The 26,889-nt window shown below is 55.3% G+C and carries 19 protein-coding genes; 9 read left to right on the top strand and 10 right to left on the bottom strand.

Annotated elements, in window-relative coordinates:
- Positions 1-28 precede the first annotated feature (28 nt).
- Positions 29-2,995, top strand: coding sequence for a PVC-type heme-binding CxxCH protein (locus tag SV7mr_RS02820; RefSeq protein WP_419188011.1), 2,967 nt, complete (start codon positions 29-31; stop codon positions 2,993-2,995).
- A 169-nt stretch (positions 2,996-3,164) separates the two neighbouring features.
- Here SV7mr_RS02820 and SV7mr_RS02825 read toward each other — a convergent pair whose 3' ends face one another.
- On the bottom strand, positions 3,165-3,533 hold the full coding sequence (locus SV7mr_RS02825; RefSeq protein ID WP_145269030.1) for a group I truncated hemoglobin: 369 nt from the start codon (positions 3,531-3,533) through the stop codon (positions 3,165-3,167).
- A 278-nt stretch (positions 3,534-3,811) separates the two neighbouring features.
- Positions 3,812-7,513: a methionine synthase gene (metH, locus tag SV7mr_RS02830; protein ID WP_145269032.1), complete on the bottom strand. Its 3,702-nt coding sequence runs from the start codon at positions 7,511-7,513 to the stop codon at positions 3,812-3,814.
- 463 nt (positions 7,514-7,976) lie between these two features.
- On the opposite strand from metH, the gene SV7mr_RS02835 reads away from it, so the two are divergent.
- Complete coding sequence (locus SV7mr_RS02835; RefSeq protein WP_145269034.1) at positions 7,977-9,344, top strand: hypothetical protein; 1,368 nt, start codon at positions 7,977-7,979, stop codon at positions 9,342-9,344.
- Between the two features lie 54 nt (positions 9,345-9,398).
- The gene (locus tag SV7mr_RS02840) at positions 9,399-10,733 is read left to right on the top strand and encodes a P-loop NTPase family protein (protein ID WP_145269036.1); all 1,335 of its coding nucleotides are present in this window, start codon (positions 9,399-9,401) and stop codon (positions 10,731-10,733) included.
- On the opposite strand, the gene SV7mr_RS02845 is transcribed toward SV7mr_RS02840, so the two are convergent.
- A complete protein-coding gene (locus SV7mr_RS02845) occupies positions 10,730-13,036 on the bottom strand; it encodes a sulfatase-like hydrolase/transferase (RefSeq protein WP_145269038.1) in 2,307 nt (768 codons plus the stop codon). The genes SV7mr_RS02840 and SV7mr_RS02845 overlap by 4 nt on opposite strands.
- 443 nt (positions 13,037-13,479) lie before the next feature.
- On the opposite strand from SV7mr_RS02845, the gene SV7mr_RS02850 reads away from it, so the two are divergent.
- Positions 13,480-15,033, top strand: coding sequence for a sulfatase (locus tag SV7mr_RS02850; RefSeq protein ID WP_145269040.1), 1,554 nt, complete (start codon positions 13,480-13,482; stop codon positions 15,031-15,033).
- 99 nt (positions 15,034-15,132) lie between these two features.
- Entirely contained in the window at positions 15,133-15,705 is a 573-nt protein-coding gene (locus tag SV7mr_RS02855; protein ID WP_145269042.1) for a peroxiredoxin, read from the top strand.
- Positions 15,706-15,715: 10 nt separating this feature from the next.
- On the opposite strand, the gene hpnE is transcribed toward SV7mr_RS02855, so the two are convergent.
- Genes hpnE through hpnC form a run of 3 tightly spaced genes read right to left on the bottom strand, consistent with a single transcriptional unit; the run spans position 15,716 to position 19,193 of the window.
- Positions 15,716-17,191: a hydroxysqualene dehydroxylase HpnE gene (hpnE, locus tag SV7mr_RS02860; RefSeq protein ID WP_145269044.1), complete on the bottom strand. Its 1,476-nt coding sequence runs from the start codon at positions 17,189-17,191 to the stop codon at positions 15,716-15,718.
- Positions 17,188-18,237 carry a phytoene/squalene synthase family protein gene (locus SV7mr_RS02865; RefSeq protein ID WP_145269046.1) on the bottom strand — a complete coding sequence of 350 codons (1,050 nt, stop codon included), beginning with the start codon at positions 18,235-18,237 and terminating at the stop codon, positions 17,188-17,190. The genes hpnE and SV7mr_RS02865 overlap by 4 nt, the downstream gene beginning before the upstream one ends.
- Positions 18,234-19,193 carry a squalene synthase HpnC gene (gene hpnC / locus SV7mr_RS02870; RefSeq protein WP_419188012.1) on the bottom strand — a complete coding sequence of 320 codons (960 nt, stop codon included), beginning with the start codon at positions 19,191-19,193 and terminating at the stop codon, positions 18,234-18,236. The genes SV7mr_RS02865 and hpnC overlap by 4 nt, the downstream gene beginning before the upstream one ends.
- Before the next feature lie 41 nt (positions 19,194-19,234).
- Between hpnC and ispH the strand changes: the two genes are divergently transcribed.
- From ispH to SV7mr_RS02885, 4 genes are all read left to right on the top strand, one after another.
- A complete protein-coding gene (ispH, locus tag SV7mr_RS02875; protein ID WP_145269048.1) occupies positions 19,235-20,176 on the top strand; it encodes a 4-hydroxy-3-methylbut-2-enyl diphosphate reductase in 942 nt (313 codons plus the stop codon).
- 205 nt (positions 20,177-20,381) lie between these two features.
- Positions 20,382-21,200: a hypothetical protein gene (locus SV7mr_RS25020; protein ID WP_419188013.1), complete on the top strand. Its 819-nt coding sequence runs from the start codon at positions 20,382-20,384 to the stop codon at positions 21,198-21,200.
- Positions 21,148-21,825: an RHS repeat-associated core domain-containing protein gene (locus tag SV7mr_RS02880; RefSeq protein ID WP_419188014.1), complete on the top strand. Its 678-nt coding sequence runs from the start codon at positions 21,148-21,150 to the stop codon at positions 21,823-21,825. The genes SV7mr_RS25020 and SV7mr_RS02880 overlap by 53 nt, the downstream gene beginning before the upstream one ends.
- A 189-nt stretch (positions 21,826-22,014) precedes the next feature.
- Positions 22,015-22,425, top strand: a complete 411-nt coding sequence (locus SV7mr_RS02885; protein ID WP_145269052.1) for a hypothetical protein — start codon at positions 22,015-22,017, stop codon at positions 22,423-22,425.
- 315 nt (positions 22,426-22,740) lie between these two features.
- Here the strand turns inward: SV7mr_RS02885 and SV7mr_RS02890 are convergent, their stop codons facing one another.
- From SV7mr_RS02890 to SV7mr_RS02905, 4 genes are all read right to left on the bottom strand, one after another.
- The gene (locus tag SV7mr_RS02890) at positions 22,741-22,992 is read right to left on the bottom strand and encodes a hypothetical protein (protein WP_145269054.1); all 252 of its coding nucleotides are present in this window, start codon (positions 22,990-22,992) and stop codon (positions 22,741-22,743) included.
- A gap of 993 nt (positions 22,993-23,985) precedes the next feature.
- A complete protein-coding gene (locus tag SV7mr_RS02895; protein ID WP_419188015.1) occupies positions 23,986-25,320 on the bottom strand; it encodes a 3-keto-disaccharide hydrolase in 1,335 nt (444 codons plus the stop codon).
- A complete protein-coding gene (locus SV7mr_RS02900; protein WP_419188016.1) occupies positions 25,310-26,548 on the bottom strand; it encodes a sulfotransferase family protein in 1,239 nt (412 codons plus the stop codon). The genes SV7mr_RS02895 and SV7mr_RS02900 overlap by 11 nt, the downstream gene beginning before the upstream one ends.
- A 53-nt stretch (positions 26,549-26,601) precedes the next feature.
- Complete coding sequence (locus SV7mr_RS02905) at positions 26,602-26,877, bottom strand: hypothetical protein (protein ID WP_145269058.1); 276 nt, start codon at positions 26,875-26,877, stop codon at positions 26,602-26,604.
- Positions 26,878-26,889 lie beyond the last annotated feature (12 nt).

The raw sequence follows: 26,889 nt of genomic DNA on the forward strand, positions 1-26,889 counted from the left end.
CAGTTGAGATGAAACATTGAGCGAGCTTGTGAAGAGTTGGAGAATGGTTGTGTTTCGGATTCATTGCATCGCAGTCTTGTTGATTCTGCTGGCAGCCCACGCTGCAGGGGATGATTTTGCGAGCCAATTGCCGCGAATCATGCCGACGGATCCGTCACAAACCGCGGCTGACTTTCAAGTTGCGGAGGGCTACCAGATTCAATTGATCGCCAGCGAGCCGTTGATCGCGACACCCGTTGAAGTTCAGTGGGATGCGGAGGGAGCCATGTTCGTCTGCGAGATGCGCGGCTATAGCGAGCATCGGGATGAAAAGCTCTCACGCGTGTCACGCTTAGTCGATACCGATGACGACGGAATTTACGATTCCAAAACCGTCTTTGCCGATCAGTTGCTGTGGCCGACGGCGATCTTTCCTTACGATGGCGGGTTGTTTGTCGCCGACGCACCCCATGTTTACTACTTCCAAGACACCGATGGTGACGGCGTCGCTGATCGGCAGACAACGGTGCTGACGGGGTTTTCCACGTCCAATGTTCAAGGCTTGGTCAACAGTTTCCGTTGGGGCCTGGATCACCGAATTCACTTGGCGTGCGGAACCGCCGGTGGACGAGTTCGGCGGTTCAATGATCACATCAGCACAGCCGTTGATGTGCGTGGGCATGACTTGGCGTTCGATCCTCGTGATGGTTCCTTCGAACGAACCAGCGGCGGCGCACAGCATGGCATGTGTTTCGACGACTGGGGACGCAAGTTCGTTTCAAGTAATAGTGACCATCTGCAGCAAGTGATGTATGAGAAGCGGTACTTTCGCCGTGGCACGACCAACCAGGCGCCGCCGTCTCGTCTGTCGATTGCCACCGACGGGCCACAGGCGGAGGTGTATCGCATCAGTCCCGTTGAGCCTTGGCGGAAAGTGCGAACCCGTTTGCGGGTGGCGGGCTTGGTTGGTGGACCGGTTGAAGGGGGAGGTCGAGCGACAGGCTATTTCACTGGTGCGACCGGGGTCACGATCTATCGTGGGGACGCGTGGCCGCAAGCGACCAAAGGCCAAGCCATTGTTGGTGACGTGGGCAGTCAATTGATTCATCGTAAGTTGATGACGCAAGTTGGTGTCCCGTTTTCTGGTTCGCGGATGGACAAGGGTTCTGAATTGGTTGCCAGCCGCGACATTTGGTTTCGCCCGGCGCAGTTTGCCTGTGGCCCTGATGGTGCTTTGACGGTTGTCGATGTCTATCGCGAAGTGATTGAGCATCCCAAGAGTTTGCCGCCCGAGATCAAACGCCACTTGGATCTGAATGCTGGGCGAGACCGAGGGCGGATCTATCGCATCGTACCCAACGGCTACAAACATCGTGTCACGCCAAATCTGATGCTCGCCAGCACACCAGAGTTGGTGCAGTTGTTAGCACACTCAAATGCTTGGCATCGAGAAACGGCAGCGCGGTTGCTGTTTCAACGTCAGGATGATTCCGCAGTGCCAGAACTGAAGCACTTGCTGCGAACCTCGCCTTCCGCACTGGGACGCATGCATGCAATGTACGCGCTGCAGGGGCTCGCTTCGCTGGACGCTGAAGATCTGTTCACGGCGCTAGGTGATGCCGATCCGAACGTCATTCGGCACGCACTTCGGTGTGCCGAGTCACAGCCTGAGTTCCCCAGGTTGGAAGCTGCGGTCGCTGCGTTGCTGAACCATCCCTCCTTGGAATTGCGTTATCAACTGGCCTTTTCACTGGGCCAGTGGTCGTTCCAAAAACGGGCGGACTACCTGGCCCAGATCTTGCTGCAAACACCGCGTGATCGGTGGATCCAGGCAGCCGTCCTCAGTTCGGCCGCCGGGCAGGCGGCACCGTTATTGATTGCGATGATGGAGGGGGCGCAGACGCCTTTGCCAGCTGATTTGGTCAATCAATTGGTTGCCAGTGCGGACCGCGAAACATTGAGTTTGCCGCAGGCAACGTCGGTCTTGCAGAGTTTGCTCGCTGGCGATCCTGACTTGGCGTTGTTGGAAAGTCTGCAACGCTTGTCGCCGCAAGTGAGTCAGTCGCTGGCGGATCAAACTCAGCAGCGAATCGACTCGCTGGTCCAACTGGCGTTGGCAGTCGCAGAGGATCAGTCGTCAGAGAGTCGCGTTCGAGTCCAGGCCGTCCAGCGGTTGAGCAACTTGCGTTCAAGCCGCGAACGGATTGCCGATCGGTTTGTTCGTCTGTTGCAGCGTCCGGAACCGATTGAGCTGGAAATCGCTTTGATTGACGCAATCAAAAAATTGCCCGCCGATGATGCTCAGCACGTCCTGTTGCAGCGTTGGCCGTCGTGGAGTCCCGCTGTACGGCGTCGAGCGATCGGTTGGTTGCTGGCTGATGCAACGCGCGTCGATGCCTTGCTCACGGCAATCGAAGGCAATCAAATTGATCATTCGGATGTACCGCTGGCCTCGCACGCGGCACTGGTTGGTCATCGCGATGCCGGGCTGGCCAGGCGTGCAAAAGCAATTTTTCAGCAGAAGCGTGAAGCATCACGTGAGGCCGTTGTGCAGCGTTATCAAGTGATTGCAGATCTAACGGGTGATCATGATCGCGGCCGTGTGGTCTTTCAGAAACAGTGTGCTGCCTGTCATCAGCTCGGTGAATCGGGGCATGCCATCGGCCCGAACCTGTTTGCCGCCGTGACGCGCGGAGCGGACTCGATCCTGGTCAATGTGATGGATCCGAATCGGGAAGTGAACCCACAGTACCTGCAGTACAACGTGTTGACGATTGACGGGCGGGTGATCAGCGGCATGATTGTTTCCGAGACGGCGAACAGCCTGACATTGACCGTCGGAGAAGGCCAGAGGCATGTCATCGCAAACGATCAAATTGAACGCATCAAGAACACGCAGCGTTCGATCATGCCAGAAGGTTTTGAGGCATCGATTACACCACAGGGGATGGCGGATTTAATCGAGTTTCTCTCACAGGCTGCCGTGGCCAAGCCTGATGAAAAGTCCTTGCCCTAAACGCAGTCATTTAATGTGCTCCAGCGGGTCGAATCGCGGTGTTGGCGTTCACCGCCGGTCTGCCTGAACACAACATCAATCATCAGGTCGCCCACCGCTGGCACGTCGTGCCAAAGCACAACCTGCCGCTAGCGTTTCATGCCAGCGGCTGGATTGGGTTAACTGACGACTACCGGCACAGCACGTCGTTGCGAGTCGATTCCGCGATGGCTGCGGCTTCACCGATCCGATCATCGGCGACGCCAAGTTCCTTGAGCGTGGCACCCAGGTTCTCAATCACGGCATCGAAGTGTTCGTCCGTTAGGCCCAGGTCATCAACCAAGCGTTGGTGGGCCTGTCGCATCGATTTGCCGGGATAGTTTGGTGCGCCACCAAAGGCGTAGGTCAGGAACATCTTTTGGTGGTTGGCTTGACGCTTCATATCAACACCTTCAAAGAAGTGTTTGATGCGATTGTCGGCCAAGACCTTTTCGTAGAACAAGTCGACTGCTGCTTCAACAGCTGGTTTGCCACCAATGCGCTCAAACAAACTACTCATATGACATGCCTTTTTTACTGTGGCGACGGATCGAGAGGCTGTACTTACAGTCTTGCTGGTCCAGCTCGCCAGAATGAGGAACAGCTGCCAGTGTACGAAATTGCGCGCTGCCCAATGGCGGTATCATTCGATCAGTGAAACCAATTTATCGAATTCACCGATCAAGCCTCTGGGGACTGTCCGCATGGGCACGCTGTGTCCTTGTGGGCACACGCTGGAGAGTGTCTGGATGACCATCGCAGTCGCTAAATCCGCAAACGGCTAGCCCTTTGCACGAACTACTGTGGCTGATAAGCCAGATTGGGAGTCAGCCAGCGTTCGGTGTCAGTCAGTGCTTGACCTTTTCGCTTGGAATAGTCTTCGACCTGTTCTTTGGTGATTCGATCCACGGCAAAGTATCGCGCCTCGGGGTGCGCAAAGTACAGGCCACTGACCGAGGCGCCCGGCATCATGGCAAACGAACTGGTCAATTCGACGGTGGTTTGGTTCGTCGCATCGAGCAGATCAAACAGAGTTTGTTTCTCTGTGTGATCGGGGCAAGCTGGGTAGCCTGCGGCGGGCCGGATGCCACGATATTTCTCTTTGATTAGTTCTTCGTTGCTAAGCCCTTCTGTTGCGCCAAAGCCCCAGTCCTGGCGGGCTTGCTTGTGCAGGTATTCGGCAAAGGCTTCTGCCAAGCGGTCGGCGACGGCCTGCACCATGATGGCGTTGTAATCATCGCCAGCAGCCTTGTAGTTGTCAGCCAGTTCGTGCGCTCCGATACCTGTGGTGACGACAAAGGCGCCCAGATAGTCCTGGCGTCCGCTGTCGAGCGGCGCGATGTAATCTGCTAGGCTACGGAATTCCGTCTGTCCTTTCCGCTGCCATTGCTGGCGCAAGAAATGGAACCGGGTCAGTTCTTCGTTGCGATTTTCATCGGTGTAGAGAATCACGTCATCGTCCACGCTGGCAGCCGGATAGAATCCGTAAACAGCGCGAGTCTGAATCAGCTTTTCTGCGGCCAGTTTGTCCAGCAAGTGATTGGCATCGTCAAACGTCGTCTTGGCTTGTTCGCCAAGTCTTGGGTCATCAAAGATCTTGGGATACTTGCCCTTCAATTCCCAGGTCATGAAGAAGGGGGACCAGTCGATATATGGGCGAAGGGTTTCGATCGAAATGTCACTCAGGACACGTGCACCTGTGAACGCAGGTGTATCGATCTGAACGTTTGCCCAGTCGGTTGCAAAGCGTTGCTCGAGCGCCTGTTTGTATGGCACCAGAGTTTGCTCACGTTGCTGATAGCTGGCAACAAGATCGGATTGCAGCTTGAGATTCTCGCTGACGAAGTCGGGTCGCAGTTCATCGCTTAGCAAGCTTTCGACCACCCCGACACTGCGGCTGGCATCGTGCACGTGGACAACCGGTGATTGATACGACGGTGCGATCTTTACCGCAGTGTGTTTAGCGCTTGTCGTCGCCCCACCGATCAGCAATGGAATCTGCATGCCTGCTCGTTCCATTTCGCGAGCAACGGTGATCATTTCGTCAAGGCTAGGGGTGATGAGGCCCGAGAGTCCAATCATGTCCACGCCGTGTTGAACGGCTTGTTTGAGGATCTCTTCGTAGCTGACCATCACTCCCAGGTCGATGACTTCAAAGTTATTGCATTGCAGCACCACGCCGACAATGTTTTTGCCGATGTCGTGCACGTCTCCTTTGACGGTCGCGATCAGAAACTTGCCACGTGACGAAGAGCCTTCGAGTCCAGCGTCACGTTTTTCTTGTTCCATGAATGGTTCAAGGTAATTGACGGCCTTTTTCATCACGCGGGCGGATTTGACGACTTGGGGCAAGAACATTTTGCCTTCCCCAAACAGGTCGCCGACAACTTGCATGCCGGACATCAATGGGCCTTCGATGACTTCGAGGCATCGCTCCACGCTTTGGCGAGCTTCTTCAGCATCCTCTTGGATGAACTTATCGATGCCTTTAATCAACGCATATTTGATGCGGTCAGAAACGGGAGCATCGCGCCACTCAAGGTTTTCGGCCGCTTTCTTGCCGCCGGTGCCTTTGACGGATTCCGCGATTTCCAACAATCGATCGGTTGCGTCGTCGCGGCGATTGAGCAGCACGTCTTCGACGCGTTCCAAGAGGTCCTTGGGGATCTCTTCGTAAACTTCCAATTGTCCAGCGTTGACAATGCCCATGTCGAGGCCAGCCTCGATGGCGTGGAAGAGGAATGCGCTGTGGATCGCTTCACGCACGCGGTCGTTGCCACGGAACGAGAAACTGATATTGCTGACGCCGCCACTTGCCTTCGCACCGGGGCATTCTTTCTTGATTCGACGGACGGCTTCGATGAAGTCAACGGCATAGTTGTTGTGTTCTTCGATGCCGGTGGCGACCGTCAAAATATTGGGGTCAAAGATAATGTCTTCGGGCGGGAAGTTGACTTTGTTGACAAGCAGGTCATAAGCTCGCTTGCAAATCCGCACTTTCTCGTCTTCTGTTGCCGCTTGGCCGACTTCGTCAAAGGCCATGACCACGGCGGCGGCACCATACTGACGGACCAGATGAGCGCGTTTCAGGAAGGCTTCTTCGCCGTCCTTCAGTGAGATCGAGTTCACGATCGCTTTGCCCTGTACGTTCTGCAGGCCGGCTTCGATGATTTCCCAACGACTGCTGTCGATCATGACAGGGACCGCTGCGGTGACATCGTCACCGGAGATCAATCGCAGGAATCGTGACATTGCTTCAACACCATCAAGCAACGCATCATCAAAGTTAATGTCGATGATGTTGGCGCCGTTTTCGACTTGTTGCCGCGCGATCTCGACGGCGGTTTCGTAGTCTTTTTCACGAATCAAACGAGCGAACTTGCGACTTCCGGTAACGTTGGTGCGTTCGCCGATCATCGTGAAGGGGACTTCCGGGCGCATGACCATGGGCAGTTGGCCCGACAGCCGAGTGTAGACAGGGCCTGGGGTTTCCTGTTTGGGCTTTTTGCCTTCAATCCGCTCTGCGATGGCGCGAATGTGGTCCGGCGTTGTGCCGCAGCAGCCACCGAGAATATTCACCCAGCCGTTGTCAGCGTATTCGCCAACGATGTCCGCCATCGCTTTGGGACCTAGATCAAACTGTCCCATTTCATTGGGCAGTCCTGCGTTGGGGTGGCAACTCACCGGGCAGGGCGTGGCATTGGCCAATTGTTCAATGTGTGGCCGCATGACGTCGGGGCCCAGGGCGCAGTTCATGCCCACAGAGAACATGGGGAAATGCTCAATTGCGGTAAAAAAGGCCTCGACGGATTGTCCACTGACGAACGTCCGTCCACCGTCACCAAAGGTACCGCTGATCATGACGGGAACCTGACGGCCGCCGGCGTTAAAGAAATCCTCGATCGCGAACAGGCACGCTTTTAAGTTCAGCGTGTCGATGGCGGTTTCTGGGAGCAGGATGTCAACTCCGCCGTCGACCAATGCTTCGACCTGAGCCCGGTAACTGTCCCGCAGCGCTGTGAAGGTGGTCGGACGCCAAGCCGCATCATCGACATTGGTGCTGATCGCAAGCTGCATCGTTGTGGGGCCAATGGAACCTGCCACAAATCGCGGTTTCTCGGGCGTCCGCTCGGTCCACTCATCGGCCGCTTTTCGAGCACAGGCCACCGCAGCGTAGTTGATCTCTTTGACCAATTCATTGGGAAGAGCAAACTCCACCATGCCAAGCGGTGAGGCACCAAAGGAGTTGGTCTCGACAATGTCCGAACCGGCTTCGTAGTAAGCGCTGTGAATTGCCGTGATTTTTTCAGGATGGGTCAGGCAGAGGATATCAGAGAAGTTCTTTAAGTCTTTGTGATGCCCGGAAAATCGTTCGCCGCGGACGGCCGCCTCATCCAACTTTAGACGCTGAATCATTGTGCCCATGGCGCCATCGAGCAGAAGGATTCGCTCGCGTACCAGTTCGGGAAGATGACTGACGGTGGGATTGGGCTGAAGCATGGTGAAGCACGTAGAAGTGAGTTGTTTAGGTAGCTTTTATTGTCGCCGATTCCAGGAAATCCTCAAGCCATACTGGGAAAATGGATCGTTGGCTGGATTGCCTCGCTGAGCATGGCGTGGGCAGCAGCGGATGAAAAGTGAAGCGTAAGATCAAAATTGAGTGTTTTCCGCCTTGTCTTAGTGGGTTGAAATTAGCTATTCCAAAACCGCCGATTTAGGTCAACCGCAACCGCCGGGGCTGTTAACAAACTGGACAGCCCTCGCATCGCTTCCGCGTGATTCATCCCGTAACGGGACGGTCCGCCAGAGGTGCGCTCGTTCGCCGCGTCAGACCAAGGTCGCCTTTTGCAGCCGATTTTCGGGAGAACACGGCGGTTTTCCACGGGAATCCGAGGGTGGCGCATGATGCCTCACCTGAAGACTGCTCCTCCTTTGACGGATTGAATGTCCTGGAATTGCACTGATGGAACAGCAATACGACAGCGCTACAGCAACGAAACGTTCGCCCCAAAACCAAGAAGTTCGCCATTCAACGGCATCGCCTCGTGTTGGGCAACTTGGTCGTCCCTCACAGGCCTTGACGCAGGAAGCCGGCAGAGTTGCCGATGGCCCAGCTCCGCCTGCCGTGAACCCAGCCCCGCCTGCTGTCAACGCAGCGGCTTCGCAAGGGCCTCGGGTTGGTAGCTTCCCACCAACCTTGTTTCAGTTGCCCGATCGGTCTGCTCAATCGATCGCTCGGCCAATGTCGGAACCCGTGCCCGGTTCGGGACTCGTGCCTGGTTCGATTGCAGCGCTGCAGCACCGTTACGATAACGGGCACAATGCACCGCAGTCGCATGTCGCCAATGCCAAACAGGTTGCCGAGCAAGCTCAAAGCACAACCGAGCAATCCGCTGAGCCGGATGTGCCCTCGGTGGATCGCGCCTTTGCCCAGATGCCTGCGGCGGATTCAGCACCGCCATGGGATCGCACGGCGGTCTCGCGGCAAGAGCAAGCTGACGAAGATGGCTCCGATCGAGGCTTTGACTCGGCCTCCCGGCTCTGGGATGAACAGCGAGTGGATTCGCCAGTCAGCCGACGTGATGTTGAGGCGGCCGATAATGCCAGCCAATCCGCAAGCAACACGAACTCCGACCAACAGGTCCGCGAAACGCCTGCCGCAGTCACTTCTGGTCACCAGGCTGAAACGCCAGTGCTGGCAACTGTCAAGCGATGGTTGACCAACAAAGGTCCCAGTGGCTCATCCGGAAGAGCGTCGACCAACGTGATGTTAGCAGCCGTGTTTTTAATCTTGATTCCCTGTGCATTCATTTTTGGACGCAACGGCATCATGAATTCGTCTCACGATGGCGATCAACCTGACAACGCAAGCGTCTCCTTGGATCCGAAGGAAACCAACGACATCAATGACTTGCCTGCAACCATGGGTATTCCCACCGAAGCAATAGGTCAACAGCCCGACGTGATGGCTCAGCAAGACGTTCCTGGACCAGCACCAGCGACTGAGTCACCCTTGACAAGGCAAGAGCGCGTCAGCGTTAAACCTCAGGAAATCCTCGGACATCAATCTGTTTTTCAGCCAGCAACCGCACCCGCCAATGGAAATCCTGATGCAAGCTACGTTGTTCCCGCCGGAGCCATCATGAGTTCCAGCCCAGGCAACGAGACCGGCCTGGTGGATCCTTCGGTGAGCACTGCCGGCCACAGTTCAACGCTTTCATCCTATGCTGGTCCCGCCGAAGTTTCGCCTTCCAGTCATTCAGGAATCCGTTACAGCACGACACCCAATGGGATTGAAGATTTTCTTCGTCGTACGATCGAACAACGTTAAGCGACTCGATTTGCAACACGCTTCTTCCCAATCGACTTCACTGACTAAGACATTATGAATACCAAGCAGTCGTTTATCGGCGCCTACGCTCGTCGTCGGCCATCTGCTAGTCCAGCCAAGGCAGCCGCGTCAGAAGACAATCCGATCGTGATCGCCAATCAAGAGTCGGCGCAGGTTGAGTGGACCATCGAATCACCCGCCCCCACACCGGTCGAAACAGAATCAGCGCCGGCTGCAGCAAAACCAGACGTTCAGCCAGAGCAGGAAGCACCTGCATCGGAGGACGCGCAAGCGGTTCACAAGCCGGAGCCAGCAGTGATCGATGTCGCCAACCTTTATGCTGGCGCGCACGATGATTCAATCTTCGTGATTGATACCATGAATCCAACGGAGATTCGTCCGCACCTGGAGCCGGTGGTCGATCCGTCTCAACCCAGCCCAAGCGGTGAAGTTTGGGTTAGCGAGACGTCGGATCAAGTCCTTCGCATCGACAGTGTGACGATGGAGCCACTGGATGCGGCAGTCGAGCCGACGCCATCGGACACTCACGAAGTTCAAGCCGCTCCAGCGGACCAACAAGCCGATTCAGTTGACTCCAGTGAACTGCCGTCGGCTCTCGAAACGACCGACACCGTTGCCGATCAACCTGTGACCGACGGGCAGTTGGAGAGCCCCACGCAGGAATCCGCCACGCAGGAATCCGCCACGCAGGCGTCAGAGCCCGTGTTGGTGGAATCAAAGTGGGCCGGAGCTGGCTGGGAAGTGGATGCGTTTGATATTCCACGTTCAGCCATTGACACCTTTCTCGATCCGACTTTCTTTCAGTCACTCGCACAAAAGCTGGGTGCGGCGGTTGAAAATGGGCTCAAGAGTGCCCTGATCACGAGCGTCAATCGCGGGGAAGGGCGGTCCACGATCGCCATCGGAACCGTCTTGGCCGCCGCCGCCAATGAGCTGCGTATTGCCTTGGTCGATGCCGACACGGGGAACCCACACTTGGTGGACGCTTTGCGTTTGGATATCGAGTCAGATTGGTTAGATGCGCTTCGCAGTGGTGAACCCCTGGAGGAAGTGGCGATTGCATCGATCCAAGATCGCTTTACATTGATCCCGTTGCTCGATGAAGCCAATCACCCGCAGCGAGATCCCGTCACTCCTCTGGAAGTCGATCAGTTGGTCGAAAGCTTGCGTGGCAAGTTTGACCTAGTGTTGTTCGATGCTGGGCCGATTGCATCACCCGTCACACGTCGTTTGGCGACGTCCCTGGACTCGTGCTTCATGGTCAAAGATCAACGGCAGACCCAAGATCAAGACGTTGCAACCGCTGCGCAGATGTTGCAACAACTGGGAATCAAAGGGGTGGGGCTGATCGAGAATTTTTGTCGCTAAGGAGCGGCTGAAAAGTTCTCCGCATGAAACTTCATGATCTTTAAGCCCTGTTTCTCGTAGATGCCTGTCGCACTGTGCGGCACTTCAGGAACAACCAGGGCGTGATGTTCGATGCCTTGCTCTTTCAGAAATTTCATGTACTGCAAGTTGTTCTGATAGTTGAACCCTTTGGTGCCAACGTAAATCATCAAGTTGATTTTGGGAGCGTTGGCCTGCTTGGCATAGGATCGAGCGAGATCCCAGGTGTTGTCCCCGATTGCGAATTTCAGATGGGGCGATTCGGCTCCATCGGGTGAAAGGCTGATGTTGTGTTCTGTTTCATAGCCCCCGCCACCAGCGGCAACGCTGGAGAAGAGCTCCGGGTAACGCAGTGAGAGACGCATGGTGCCTCGACCGCCTTGCGAAAATCCTTCCAGTCCGCGCGCTTTTCGGTCGGCGATCGTGCGGAAATTCTTGTCGATGTGTGGAATCAACTCTTTGATAAACACGTCCGCTCCCAACGCTTGCGGGGCACCCGCTTTGCCAATTTGATCGGGGACGTTGTAATGGCTGACCGGGCCACCGTTGACAAACACATAGATCATCGGCGGTAACTGGTTTTCTTGACTCAGCCGGACCAGATGATCGGCAAGTTTGATGCTCTTGGTTTCTCCGCCCGGGCGGCCACCGTGTAGGTAGTAAACCACCGGATATCGCTGATTGGACTGGTCGTAGTTCTCGGGCAGCAGCGTTACGTAGCCAACGTCTTTGCCGACAAGTTTGCTGGGGAAGGTGTGATGTTGGAGCTGTGGATGAGCGCTCGCTGGCAAAGGATTGACCCAGGAAAACGCTTTGGGACTGGGCTTCTTTTTTCCCCGCGGATATTCCAAGCGACGTGCCAGTTCTTTCTTCAGCAGGTTGACGAGCGCAGGATTGTTCTTCGCAATGTTGTTCGTTTCACCGGCTTCGCTGCGGTGATCATAAAGTTCCACATGACCGTTTTGATGAGCAATCATTCGATGGGTGTCGCTGCGGATGGTTTTCGCATTGTTGCGATAAGCAATGGCGGTAAAGCCCGGTTTCTGTGGTGATTGCAACCACGGAGTCAGCGACATGCCGTGCGCAAACTTGGGCTCGGGCAGTTCAGCCAGATCGCAGAGCGTGGGGAAAATGTCAATGGTTTCAACCACTGCGTCGCTGGGTTTGCCTTTGCCTTTCATGGTTGGGTGATGGATGATTAGCGGCGAGCGTAGCGATTCTTCGAACAGGCAGTGCTTGCCCCAAATGGCGTGTTCACCCAGGTTCCAGCCATGGTCACCCCATAGCACAATGATGGTTCGTTCCGCTTGCCCATTGGCTTTTAATCGATCCAGCAATCTGCCAACCTGTGCGTCTGCATACGTGACACAGGCTGCGTAGTGGCGGCGTACTAAGTCAGCGAATTCTGCATCGGTATTTGGATTTCGCCCCCAGCGATTGTATTTCATGAACTCGCCTGATCCGTGCCAGGTGGTTTTGCCCGTCGGCTTTGCCGGATGTTCGATCGCTGGCAGTTTCACATCCTGATAGTGCTGCATGTATTTGGCAGGTGCGCCAAAGGGAAGGTGCGGACGGATGATGCCAACGGCCAACAGGAAGGGCTTTTGTTTGTCGGCTGACAATTGGTCAAGTTGCTCCAGTGCCTCGTTGACAATCAGGCCATCGGGATAGATTTCGTCCGGGCCTTCGGTGGATTGATAGACGTCCATGTCTTTGGCGTTCTTGCGAATCTCGCCGTTAGCCAAGCCATGCATCACCCCACGCGGGTGCTGCCAATCACCACTGGGTAGCAGATGCCGATCCCACGACTCGGGCATCTCGATCTTGGTGTCGTCATCCCAGTCCGCTCCACCACGGCCACCAGGATGGTGCGAGACCTTGCCAACTGACACCGTGGTGTAGCCATTGTTGCGAAACCACGCCGGCATGCTGGGAGTGATGTCCGTGCCGTTGTCCATTTGGGCGGCGCGACGAAACAAGGCGTCGTTGTTTGATCCACCATAAGTGCCCGTCAGCAACGCATAGCGTGACGCGCCACAGGTCGGTGATTGCACATAGTGTCGTGTGAAGGCCCGCCCCGATGCTGCCAATCGGTCAATGTTCGGTGAGTGAATGTAGCTCTTGCCAAAGCAGTTCAGCTCAGGACGCAGGTCATCCACGCAGATCATCAACACATTCATGCGTTGATCGGACTTGCCAGTCGGCGGATCAGCGATCGTGAAAGGTGACGTGGTCAGCAAGAGGAACAGCACGCTCAGCGCCGAGGCCAGCAAACGCAATGACATGAATCGAATCCAAGTGAAATGAAGCAGCAGCAGAGACACGGGCCCGACATTGTAGTCAGATTCAACGCCAAGGTGGCGCCCGGAGCAGCGGCAGCCTGCCGCTTGCAACCGCCTGGATTCATCACGGCCGAACAGGCCAGTGTGAGACGGGAGCCAAGTCCAGACGGGAGCCAAGTCCAGACGGGAGCCAAGTCCAGACGGGAGCCAAGTCCAGACGCCGCGTCGACAGGCCCCAGGCGGCTCGCCTCGCCTGACTGGCAGATCGGAACGAATGCGCTGGCTGCTGACAAAATCTCTTCTTCGGATGAACAGGAATTGCCTAGCACAGCGGCGGTCGATCGAGTGTAATGAGGGTTCACGGACAGTCGGCCGGGACGCAAAAACGGACGTTCGGGTGGCTGTCGAGCATCATGCTGTTCGTATTCTTTTGACCAAGCGATTCAATGCTAAGTGGTTTAAACCAGCGTTCGTTTCCATTCTTTGCCTTTTGCTACACGTTTTGTTTTGTCACCGTCGGTGCGGCGCAGCAGCCCGATGCGGATTCGGCAAGCGTTGCTCGTCCCAATGTTTTACTGCTGTTGGTGGATGATCTGAAGCCAGCGATGGGATGTTATGGAGACCCGCATGCCAAGACCCCAAACTTGGACCAGCTTGCACGGCGCGGCATGCGATTCGATCGGGCTTACTGCAATCAGGCGGTTTGTGCTCCGTCGCGGTTCACTCTGATGTTGGGGTCACACTCAACCAGCACCGGACTGTATGGGCTTGGTAGCCAGTTACGGCGAATCCTTCCACAGGCGGTCACGATGCCCCAGCATTTTGCTGCCCATGGGTATCGGACGGAATCGCTGGGCAAAGTGTTTCACATTGGACATGGCAATCATGGCGACCCCGAATCATTTTCCGTTGAACACTTCAAAGAGAAGGTGATCGAGTACGCTGATCCGGCCAGCACAGAAGGTGGCAAGTTAACTCGCGAAGAGGCTTTCTTTACCAACCAACAGTTGGATCGAATCAAGTCCTTGCCTCGTGGAGCGGCTTATGAATCACCCGATGTGCCGGATCAAGCCTACGCTGATGGGCGAGTTGCCAGGGAGACGATTCATCGTTTGATGGCTGCCAAGAAACGCCGTGACGAAGAAGGGACTCCGTTTTTTATCGCGGCAGGATTTGCTCGGCCACACTTGCCGTTTAGTGCACCCAAGAAGTACTGGGACCTCTTTGATCCACAGGCGTTGCCGCTACCAGAAACAGAGAAGTTGCCTGCTAAGTCGCCTGCCGTCGCACACAAGCGTGGTGGCGAAATTGCCAATTACAGCCCCGTCCCGGAAAAGGTTCACGAGAACTATCCCATCGAATTGAAACGCAATCTTATCCATGGTTACTACGCCAGCACCGCCTATGTGGATGCTCAGATTGGTCAGGTGATCCAGGCGCTCGATCGATTCGACCTGGCTGACAACACCATCGTTGTTCTGTGGGGCGATCACGGGTTTCATCTTGGTGATTTAGGTGTCTGGACAAAACACACTAACTATGAACAGGCCAATCGAATTCCGATTCTGATTGTGGCTCCGGGAATCACCTCTCCAGGACTGGCAACCGGCCAGTTGGCAGAAAGTGTTGACCTGTTTCCGACGTTAGCAGAGTTGGCTGGCTTGCCCGCGCCAACGGGGCCGCAGCCGATCGACGGCGTCTCACTGGTGCCGGTGCTGAAGGATCCTGGTCAGCGAGTTCGCGATCACGCCTTCCATGCCTACCCTAAACAAATGATGGGGCGCGCGATACGGACCGATCGCTATCGTCTGGTCCAGTGGAAACGGGCCGGACAAAGCGACCAGGAAGCCGAGTACGAGTTGTACGACTACCAGGATTCCCAAGTCGAACAGGTGAACGTGGCGGGTCAATCTCCTGATGTTTTACAGCGTCTTCAAGCCATTTTGGCGACCTATCCGGAACCGTTGCCGCGCGGTCGCCGACCCAAAAAAGGAAAGTAAAACGGCTGAGTTGCCAACCGGTCGGGTTTCGATCTGAGTGAGGGATTACAATCAAGCTTCCTTCCCACCTTTTGCCTCCCACCAATCAAGGACTCTGTCATGCGACTGAAGTTGTTTACTGGCCTGATCGCTTCGTTATCGATTCTGTTTGTAGGTTCCGCGCCCTCGCATGCGATTGATGTTGGCGATGACGCGCCGAAGTTTGAAGCCAAGGACGATCACGGCAAACTCTGGAAGTCCAGTGACCATGTCGGCAAAAAGATCCTGGTGGTTTACTTCTATCCGGCCGACATGACCGGCGGCTGTACGGCGCAAGCCTGCGGCTATCGGGACAAGATGGAATCGTTGGCCTCCGCAGGTGTCGAAGTGATCGGTGTCAGTGGTGACTCTGTCGAAAACCATCAGATCTTTAAGAAAGCTCATCAGCTGAACTTTACGTTGCTGGCCGATGGTGATGGCAAAGTTGCCAACGCGTTTGGCGTCCCAGTGAACCTGGGCGACAAAGTCGTCAAGAAAGTGATTGACGGCAGCGCAACGGAATTGCTGCGCACTGCCACCGCGAAACGTTGGACCTTTGTCATTGATCGCAACGGAAAGGTCGTTCATAAAGACGACGCGGTCAAAGCCAAAGCCGATCCCGCAACCATCGCCGACGTGATTAAGAAGTTGTAACGGCTCGCGATCAGGAGCGAATCAGCAGTCGAGAAAGAAGTTTGGGCTGTTGCTGAGGAACGACAAGCGACTTCATCGTGCGTGATGAGGTCGCTTTCTTTTTGGCCAAGCTCTCCAGGCAAGCTTGGGCTGCTTGCCGGCCGCTGATCACCGCGCTTTCCATCGTCGCTGGCCAACCTGTTTGCACCCAATCACCAGCTAAGAATAAACGCTCGTTGCGTGTGCGGGTTTGTGGTCGAGACTGGTCGACCTGCGAGGTCAACGCGTACACACTCTTGGGGTCGGTGACCAGGCGATGACGCAGCAATCGCGCTTGTTTCGTCTGGGGAAACATGGTGGCTAATTCTGCCAAAATGGTCTCTGTTAGCTGCTGCTGGTCTGCCCCCCGCAACGCTGTTGAGGCGCTGATCACGACTTGGTAATAGTGCTCGCCATCGGCAGACGGATTTTGATTGGTCGGATCACGAAACAGCCATTGGGACTGAGTGCCGACCAAGATCGCATGATCCAATTCGGTGATCGGTTGATCAAACCACAGGTGAATGCCACTGATTGCCGAGGTTGGAAACTGTTTCGGTGACAGTCGCTCCGCCGAGGCATTCTGATTTCCGCTTGCGTAACACAGTGAATCGTCGTCACACAGGTTTGTCAGTTGATGCCAGGGGACGGCGCAAATCACCGCGTCCGGTTGCCAGGTCTGCTGCGCGGTGATCACATGACCTTGGTGGCTGATGTTCTGCACCGACATTCGCTTGATCAGACGCACCCCGCGATCCGTCAGTTTCTGAATCAGGTTTTGGCCAAACAGTTCCGCCAGCGGTTTGCCGGGAATGTAGAGATCGCAGGCTGCATGCGTTGCTGCAAAACCATCGATGAACACTTTCCGCGCCGCTTGCATCGAAACGTGTTGTGGTGCTTCGCCTAGTGCACTGATCAGAATGACATCCCAGAATTGTTCGCGACAGGAGGCGTCTTGTCCCTGATCAATCAGCCACTGCTGAGCATTGATGTTGCCAAGCTGATGGGAGGGCGTGCGAAACAATCGCCACATGCCTTTGGCGATCTGAGCTTTTTGGCGGGTGCTGACATGCCGCAGTTTGCTGAAGGCTGGCAACAGATGCAGTGGTGCGGGCAGCCAATTCGTTGGACGGAATCGACAGGCTTGGTAGTCGGGGTGTAGGAAGTTGAGTTCCTGGTGATGATGAAAGAACTTGAGCAAGTCCATGCGCTGCATCAAGTCCAGGAAGTTCGTGCAGCAGCCCATTGCCACGTGTTGGCAATAATCAATTTGCTGATCGCTGTTGGGATCGCTGAACGATCCTGTTCGGCCACCGAATTGCAGGCGTGATTCCAACAACACCACTTCAACATTTGGGGCACCGTCGTTCGCCGATTGACGACTGAGAGCTTCAGCGGCGGCAAGCCCAGCCAGTCCACCACCGACGATGACCACTTGCGGTTGGTCTCGAGAGTCGACCGAGCTCACTGCTGATCCTTATTCTTAGGGGTCGTGTCGTTAGGTGTTGCCTGAGAGCGAACAACGGTGCTCGCTGGATTGCTAGCATTCAGTTCGTTAGGCGGGCAGGGAAGGCGGCGATAAAGAGGGGGGATGAAATGATTGGCGGCCATCGTCAGCCGGTCAAGGAATGTCAGTCGAATTCGGCGTGTGACAATCTGCCGTGGGTTCTCTTTCAGTCTCTCGAGCAGTTTCCGGTACGTGCGCCACATCATGGAAAAGACACGTTGGCCGTCGGGTTCCAGCGAGTGGTAGACTTCCCAGCCACTGAGATACAAGGCTTCGGCGCGTTTCAGTTCATCTTCGATCAAGCAGGCCAGGCGATCATCTTGACGTGGATGAAGCAGGTCATCTTCGTGCAGGCCATGTTGCGCGTAATGCTGGCGTGGTAAATAAATTCTGCCGCGCTGAGCGTCTTCGCTGATGTCGCGAACAATGTTGGTCAGCTGAAAGGCAACGCCACAGTCAATGGCGGCTTGCTCGGGCAGTGGATCGCGAAAGCCCCAGATATGCAGGCAGGCTAAGCCTACCGAGGAAGCGACCAGATAGCAGTAATGTTCGAGTTGCTCAAAGGTGTCAAAGCGAGTTTTCTGCTGATCCGCGACAACGCCGTCAATGATTTCCAGCAAATAACGTGACGGAATATTGAAACGCTGCACCGTGTCTGCGAGCGCAGGCATGATCTGTTGTGCATGGGAAACTAAATCAATCGGCCAATCGTCGGTGCGATCAGGCAATCCCGGTGGCAGTAAGACTTGATCGGAGTTAGGATTGCGAATCAAGTTGAGCGCCGTGGCCTGACGCCAGTGCTCCAGCCAACGGTTGCGTAGCGCCAGCGGTTGGTTGCAGTCACCTAAGTCATCGGTGATGCGCGAAAACGCATAGAGCGCTTCCATCGCGCTGCGTTTCTCTTTGGCCAGCAAGGCAAAGGATCGATAAAAGTTGCTTCCACTGCGCCGAGTAATGCGTCGGACGCTGCGGTAGCTTTGCGGAAGATTCACGGTGTTGTTGCTCAAAGCATTCGTCCTAGCACTGCCCGCATCAATAATTTTGTCTGTTTCCAGAGACTGACTTTTGGGCGGCACCGCAGCACGTCGTAGTCCATCTTGGCAATTGCATCCAGGGTCGCCACGCCACCTTGCGCCATCAAACGGACGTCCGATGCCAGCCAACGCGGGAGCGATTCGACCAACAACATACCACGTTGAAAACGTTCCCGGGCATCCTGGCAAAGGTGTTTCAGCAAGCGCTTGAGCTCCGGAGCGGTGCTGGATTGCAGGAGCATGTCGGGAGTGACTTGGAACTCGTTTCGCATTTGTTCCGGCAGGTAAATGCGTCCGATTTGATGATCTCGAGCGACGTCTTGCCAGAAGTTCGCCAGTTGCAAGCCAATGCAAATGTCGTCTGACTGCTCAACCGCGATGCCCTCGCGGAGATCGGCCAGTTGCAGCACCATGCGTCCGACGGGGGATGCCGATCGGCTACAATAATCGAGAAGTTGCGGATAACTTTCGTACTGCGTCACCGTCTGGTCTTGGCGCATCGCTGATAACAGATCATCAAAGGGCTCACGCGTCATCGCGAACTGTTTGATGGTCGCGTGCAAGGCGGGAAAGAACTCGCGTTGCGGCGGTTGGCCTGCGAAGGTTTTGTCCAAATCTTGGGCCAGACGATCCAGTGCGGACAACGCGGCTTCCGGACTGGCTGATTCGTCGGCAAGGTCATCAGCGGTGCGGCAATACGCGTACAGGCTGTAGAATGGAGCTCGCATGGCCGCCGGCAGCAGAACGGAGGCGACGACAAAGTTTTCGTAATGGGAAGTTGCCAGCTGGCGACAATACCGCTCGCTCGACGCAACGCTCATCGCTGCTTGCTGCTTAGCGGGGGCCGCTGCCTGGGCGGCGTCAGTGGATCGGGGGGCCGCTGTGGGCGATTCCTCCCACTCCGGTTGCGGCTTCAGCGGCGACTTCAACGGATGTGCTCCAGAACTTACAAGACGTGGAATGACGAATCATGAAAATTGTATTGGCAGCCCCAAGAGGATTTTGCGCGGGAGTCAATATGGCGGTCGACTCCTTGGACTTGGCGCTACAACATTTTGGTACGCCCGTCTATGTGTACCATGAAATCGTCCACAACCAGTATGTCGTGAATAGTTTTCGTGAAAAAGGAGCTGTCTTTGTCGATTCAGTCGACGAGGTGCCCAATGGTTCGGTGCTGATGTTTTCCGCTCATGGTGTTTCACCTGCGGTCCGCGACCAAGCCAAAGCCAGGGACCTGCACGCGCTCGATGCCACCTGCCCGCTGGTGACCAAGGTGCACTTGGAAGCGATCAAGTATGCCAAAAGTGGATACACCATTTTCTTGATTGGCCACGAGGGACACGATGAAGTGATCGGTACGATGGGTGAGGCCCCCGAGGCGATTGTCTTGATCGAAGAAGCTGATGAAGTGGACTCGTTGGAAGTGGCCGATGATTCAAAGGTCGCCGTCCTCACACAGACCACACTGAGCGTTGATGATGCCAATCGCATCCTGTCCCGTTTGCGAGAGCGGTTCCCGGATTTGGAGAGCCCTGCCAAAGGTGATATCTGTTACGCGACTCAGAACCGACAGGATGCCGTCCGCGAGCTCTGCCAGGACGTTGATGCCGTGGTTGTCGTTGGCAGTCAAAACAGTAGCAATAGCGCACGGCTTCGAGAGCTTGCTGCCGAAAAAATCACCAAGTCCTTTCTTGTTGATGGTCCGCAAGGGCTCTCGCTAAGTGATTTCAGTGCCGACGATCGCGTGTTGGTCACCGCTGGAGCAAGCGCGCCAGAAAACGTCGTGCAGGACACGATTACTTGGCTCTGTGAGAACTTTGATGGCACAGTGGAAGTGGCCACGGTTCGTGAAGAGTCCGTGCACTTTCCGCTACCTCGATCACTCCGCGCCGTGCTGCCGGCGACGAAGTAGTCGGCGTTGGCTCGACTAGAAACGCACCAAAAATCGTAACTTGCCGTGCTTGCACGCACCAATGAACACGCGGCACCCTCCGTCGATACCGAAAGCTGTCGGTGTTCTAGATGCTTCGCCCATCGGCGCACGAAACTCTGCTACCATAAGGACACGCGCCAATCATGGCGGGCGTTTACTGACCAGTACCTTGGATAATGGCGTCGTGGAAACTCGAGCCTACAATACCGACAACACGCTCTCGGGGATCAGTTTCACTGGTGCTTCGATCGGTAACCTCTCTTATGGCTGGGATGCCAACAAGAACAAGACCAGTGAAACCATCACCGGCACGATGAGCAACTATGGGTTCGATGTCGGGGTTTCTGGTTACGACGACGAGGACCGATTGGTCAACTGGTCGCGAGATGACAGCAACCTGGATCAGTCCTGGAACCTGTCTCTTGTCGGTGACTGGACCAGTTACACCGAAAACGCTAGCGTGCAAAGTCGCACTCACGGTTCGGCTCACGAACTGTTGACAGTGGCCTCACAAAGTGTCTCCCATGACGCCAAGGGGAACATGACCTCGATCCCGGCAGTGCTTCGTCCAGGCAGCAACGCCCTGGCGATGAGCTGGGACTTTGACAACCGGTTGTCCTTGGCCGATACCGACGGGGACGGCATGGCGGATGTTCAGTACAAGTTCGACGCCTTGGGCCGACGTGTTTACCGAGACGATGGGACCGCGGCCACGGTCTACGTCCAAAACGGCCAACAGACCGTCGTCGATTACGCGTCCGGAGCGGCCGCGACCAGCCCGACGTACTGCATACCTGTATGCAAGCTACATCGACGAGCCTGTAGTGCGCATTGGCCATGCCGGTGGCGGCAAGCACTTCTATCACCGCAACCAACAGTACAGCGTGATCGCGCTGACCAACCACACAGGGAGCGTCAAAGAGCGTTACAGCTACGACGCCTACGGCAGCGTGTCGATTTTCGATGGCGGAGGCGTCTCTCGCGGCAGCAGCCAGTTGAGTAACCGCTACACGTACACCGGCCGCGAGTGGGACGAGGACCTGGACCTCTATCACTACCGCGCACGGATGTACGATCCAAAGTCAGGAAGGTTCTGTGGAAGAGATCCGATTGGGTTTAACGGCAGCCAATGGAATCTGCACGAATTCGTCAATTCGTCGCCCACCAGTTACTTAGATCCCCTTGGTTTGCAAGGGCATCAAGTTCGGCGTACATGCGGATCGTTGAGATATGAAGACAATGTTAGAAATCCTCGTTTTGGCTGTTGCAATGGAAAAAGATATGAAAGAGCGGTTTCAAAATGTGAAAATGGCAACATTGTAAATCGAAGCCACGGTTTTCAATGGTGTTGGCGAGAGTTTGACCCAGGCACGCTGTGTCGTCCCCTTGCCAACAAGTGCGGCTCACACAGTTTCATTATGTGGGGTGTATTAGGTAGCGATGGTTTACCAACACAACCTAATATGATTGGCCCGCATGATGGAACGGTTCCATTTGACTGGAACGTACCGCCGAAACTAGATTCGTTGGAAGGGACTTTTGGAATTGGTTGGGCGGGCCACCTCAGTGGGAGTCGTCATTCAAGCCTCGTGGATGCAAATCACTTTGTCGTAGTGGGAACAGATTGAGGCATGGCCCAGGTAGAAATAAGACTGGTTTTGATGCTACACCGAATGAAATATTGCATTGCATGAAGAGTATTAAGAAAAGCGGCTTTGCGTGGTATTGGAACAACTGCATCGACTATGTGAAGAACAATGCGATCCCAGAGTGTGGTTTGAAGCTTTGTGGACGTTAGGGAAAGGTGGTGTCGTGGTATGATTTTGGTTGTCGGTTTAGTTGCATTCGCGTTTCTTTCCCTAGTATGGTTGTATGCGCAGGTTAAACTTGGCTTGATACACAGGCTTGTGTCCTCCGCTGCTTTGGCCGCTTTAGTGATTGTGTTTTGCTCAGGCAATTGGTACCAGCAAGTTTTGAATGATAGATTTGCGATTCAGAAAGCAGAAATTGATTTTATTGAGTCGCTCGTGACGGCGACAGAACAATCTACGCAAAGGTCTGTGCTGCGCAGACTCCAACGTTTAAGAAGGTCAATGAGAGTTTCGTATGAGATTCGTAATAACTTGGATGGCTCATCGCTCGGCAAGTCTTCTCTCGGCGCTGTCCCGGATTTGGGCTTCCAGCCGAAACCGACGGACGAGGACAAGACGAACGAAGCGATTGAATGACCACGCAACTCGTAATCTACTGGACTTAGTAAGCCATGAACCGAGTTCTGATGTGGGGACGGAGTTTGAGCCTTGATGGGTTGCCTGGTTTTACTTGGGTGTCCAAGGCGTTTTTGATTGGGCGGCTGGGTTAGAAGGGCCGTGCGTTTGACGACTTGGCAGTGTGTTGACGCGGTGAGAGTGCGTTTGATTGGCCCGGTGGATTGAAATGGCTTGGTTTTGAGGGCTTTAGATTTGGTAATGGCATGCCACTAGCCGGATCGAGTTTCATCGGCTCGAGTTTCTGCTCATCAGTCGTGGCCCCGTTGTTGTCAATCATGGGGGTGGTCGCTCCTGGTTGGCTGGCCGCAGCTCGTCGAGCAACTCCATCGTTTGGAGCACTCGGCTAAGCCACTCGTCATCCAGCACCATCACCCCGCGTTGAAAACTCTCAATCAGCGTGCTCGAGCTTTCCGCTTGCACAATCGCCACTTGGACCGCTTGCCGCCAGTGCTCCCAGTCTTCTAAGTCCTGCCAACGCTCAAGCTGATCCAGCGCCCGCTCGGCAATCTCCATGAGCGGTTTCATGATGTACCGCTCAAGCGTTTCATGTAACTGCACACGCCCGTCACAGTTTTTGCAGCGGAGGATGATTGTGATTACCTCCTTCGTGCTCTTCGTGTCCTTCGTGGTTCATTCCCGGTTTTGCGACGATTGCAAGTTTCGGTGAACTGTCCCCGGCAGATTATGAGCGTTTGCATGGCCAGCGGCGCTGGTGTCAGTTTTCTAGTGCAAGGGTTTGGGCGAGATGCCTTGTACTTGCTTGTGTTCTCATGGGCTTACCAGCTCCATTTGTAGAACACCTTCGGCGTTCGGAGACGATGTGTGTGGGGCCTGTCCCCAGGGTGCGCTGCGCGACCCTGGGCTATGGGGTAGAACACCTTCGGCGTTCGGAAATCTGGATGCGATTGTGAAAGCCACCGCCTTGGATTTGGCAGGTTGCTTGGGCGTTTCTCTGATCATGTGCTTCGAAGGAACGTCAGCCTGGCCTGCCGAACGCCGTAGGTGTTCCATTTTCACAGCCCAAGGTCGCGAAGCGCACCTTGGGTCACTGGAACCATCAAACCTGCCGAACGCCGTAGGTGTTCCACATGCGGTTTGGGGCACACCGACCGGAGAGCAAGTGTTCTCTGCTGCACATTGACGATTCGGGGACAGTCCAGGGAGGATGATTTTGTCCTCCTCCTTCGTGCACTTCGCGTGCTTCGTGGTTTACTCTTGGTTTCACTACGATTGCAGGCAGGGGCAATGTTTGGGCAGGACCTGGGAATAGGGACAGAGAGTGTTCGTCGGACGGTTTGACGAATGGTGCGCGCCGGTTCGCTGCCAAGATGGGCCGATTGATCGACAAACGTTTGCCGTGTCGGCTCAATTCTCCGGACTCGAAATGTTAAAACACGGAGGCGCAGAGATCACGCCGGAAGGAAACTCTGTGGTCGCTGGGCCTGTGTGTGTTTCTTCTTCCTGATCTGTGACAGGCCCAAATGATGACAATTGTTCCGTGCGCATGCTGTTGATTGGTTACAGCGTGCTGATCTCCAGATGTGAATACAGGACATCGGTGCCGGGGTCATGTCCTTGGATCATGATCGTGCCCGGATCGGTGCGTAGGCCTTTGCGTGGGTTTTCATGTGGTTCGCGTTGGTCTTGCCACTGGCTGACTTGAATGCCGTTGACCCAGGCGGCGATCTTGTTGCCGCTCGCTTGCAGGAGCACGGTTGCCCATTGTCCGTTGTCTCCGGCGACGAAGCGAGCCTCTTGGCGGCGGAAGATGCCACCGGTGCCGTGATCGGCTGGCTGTAAGCGAGACGTTTCATAGTCATTGTTGACCTGGCATTCGTAACCCATCATTTCATCCCCTGGAATACAGCGAAAGAAGATGCCGCTATTCATGTTTGGTTGATCGATCTTGTAGCGGGCCAGCAAAGTAAAGTCGCCATAGCGGTCGTTTGTTTCCAGTTGTGTGCGTCCGCCTTGGACGTGCAGTTGTTGGTCTTCATTGATGGTGAAGGAGCCTGGCATCTCGGGGTACTGTTTCCACTGTGTCAGTTCGGCGTCCAGCAGGGACTCTAAGTCGAGCGGCCGAATCAGGACATTGCGAAAGGCGATCCGCCCAAAGCGATATTGCAGTCCGATCTGTCGGGCGGGCAGCGGATTGGGATCTTGGTACTCGCAGACGATTTGATCGCCCAGTTTGACGGTGATTTGATCGCCTTTGGCGATGATGGTCATCTGCCGCCACTGATCAGGTGTTTGTGGACCAGCGGCTGTGGCGTCTACTTTTTGACGCTTGACGATGCTGCCGGTTGGAAAGGGGTTTTCATCGTTTGCGATGTTGATCTCATAGCAGTTGTTCGCGGGGTCGGTTTGCGTGGCGGGGGTTCGTACAAAGACGCCGCTGTTGGTGTCGGTTTCGGCTTGGAATTCGACCTGCAGTTCAAAGTCCTTCCAACTGGAATCGGTGGTCAGCAGGCATGGTTTGCCTTCGTCTGCAACGAGGGCGTTGTCTTCGACATGGAAATTGGCGTTCGGTTGTGGCTGCCAGCCCATCAAGGTGACGCCATCAAAGAGGCGTACCCAGCCTTGGGAAAGCTGATCATCGGGAAGCCGCGCTTGGAGCAGGGCAGCAAGCTGTTCGTCACTCAGTTGCCGATGCGTGTCGGCAGCATTCGTTTCAGAGGCGCTGGTGGCGGGCTGTGACGCGACTGGCTGTGATGGCGTTTTGGCTGGGGGGGCGGTTTCGGAGTTGCATCCCGAGAGGACACAGGCCAAAACGAGCAGCAGGTTTAGTGTGACGGAGGTGTTCGGGCAGGCAGCACGCATGGTGTTGTTCGTCCACTGGGCGTTAGTAGTCAAAGGCTTCAGAGTAGTGTTTCCACTCTTTCTGGATCATCTGTTCATCTTCAGCGGAAAGCTGATGCTTGTTGGTTTTATACGATCGGTGCTCGTTCTTCACCCACTGATCGATCACCGGACGCACGGTTTGGAAATCACTTAACCGGAGTGATGAATAAATGTGTTCCAGAGTTTTTACTGGATCAGCGATCAGGTCTTCATAGCGAATGCAGACGATGCGTTGGGCGGGTAGAGCTTCCTTTTGAGGCAAGAACGCGTCGTACATTTTCTTCAAGCATTGAACGACATATTGCTTTGGCCGGCTTTGCTCTGGCTGGTCTCGGTCTGGATCGTCTTCCGGTCGGAAGGGAGGTTGTAGACCTTGGATATCAGCCAAGCTGTGCCAAAGTCGAACCGTGGATGGGAACAGCGCTCGTGGATCACGCGCGACATGAATGAAACGAGCTTCGGGGAATGCTTCGGCGAGTGCAGCCAAACGCCCGGTATGCGTGGGGCTCTTGATGACCAGAGGACGACCGGTGGTGAAGCTGACACTTTTTAAGAATCCACGCAGGCCGTCGATCCACGTCTGAACATCTTCATCACTGACCCCTTCAAAATCCAGGTACTCCAGATCCATGGGGTCTTGTCGCGGGAAAGCAATGCTGCGATAGGGTGATCGCATGCCCAGGTTCATCAGCGCGAACTCGTCTTCCTGAGGACGATCCCAGCCGGCCGCCATGTTGTCCATCGGACGCTTGCCTGGCAGCATCCACTTGAAGAAGCGACGAAAGATCCATTCGGTGATCAGGAAGTGATGCGGTGCAAAACACTGGAATGTTGATGGGCTGCTGTAACGTTCGTCCAGCACCATCAGCTCATGCAGCAATGTCGTGCCGCTGCGCCAGTGCCCAATGATGAACACCGGTGGGCCGTGCAGTTGCGTCTGTTTGAGCTTGCGACCATAAAACAGTTGTTGCACCCACGCCATTAAGGTGTTGAACGGGGTGGCAAAGGAGATGCCAATCAGAAATCCCCAGCGACTGGGGTAGATTCGGAATTTGCCATCACGCAGCAAACGCCACCAAGTCTTGGGACGCATTCCGTGCCAAAAACGCGGCGCATAAAGCGGGTATCGGTGAAAGCTTGCCGATTTGCGTCCGGAATCGTTTTTGGATTGCTCTGCCGGCTGTTGGGCGGCGGCGTGATCGTTAGACGCTTCGGATTTTGGTTGGGAGGGTTCAGACAACGGGTCGCCTTATCGTATTCGATGTGGGGCCAAATTCCGGATCGGACGCCAGTTTAGGTAGCTTGGAGAGCTGGGTTGGCAACATCGGAGATTTTCGGAATCTTCGTTATTATTGTCACCCGCTCGCTTGCTGCATACCGGTTAGAAGATCTGCCGCCGGGATCGTCGCCGGGAACGGTTTTATTTCTAAACGGCAACGATCCACTTGCTGGCAGGGTTTTTCCGGGCAATTGGCCAGGGCTCTTTTCTGCTGCCAGCATTGCATGATCGTCCAGGCAGTCCGTTGCCGCTGCAGATGAAGATCGGTTTTTGGCCAGAATCAGGCTCAATCCTCGGAACCA

The sequence above is a fragment of the Stieleria bergensis genome (assembly GCA_007745635.1).
Taxonomy (GTDB): domain Bacteria; phylum Planctomycetota; class Planctomycetia; order Pirellulales; family Pirellulaceae; genus Stieleria; species Stieleria bergensis.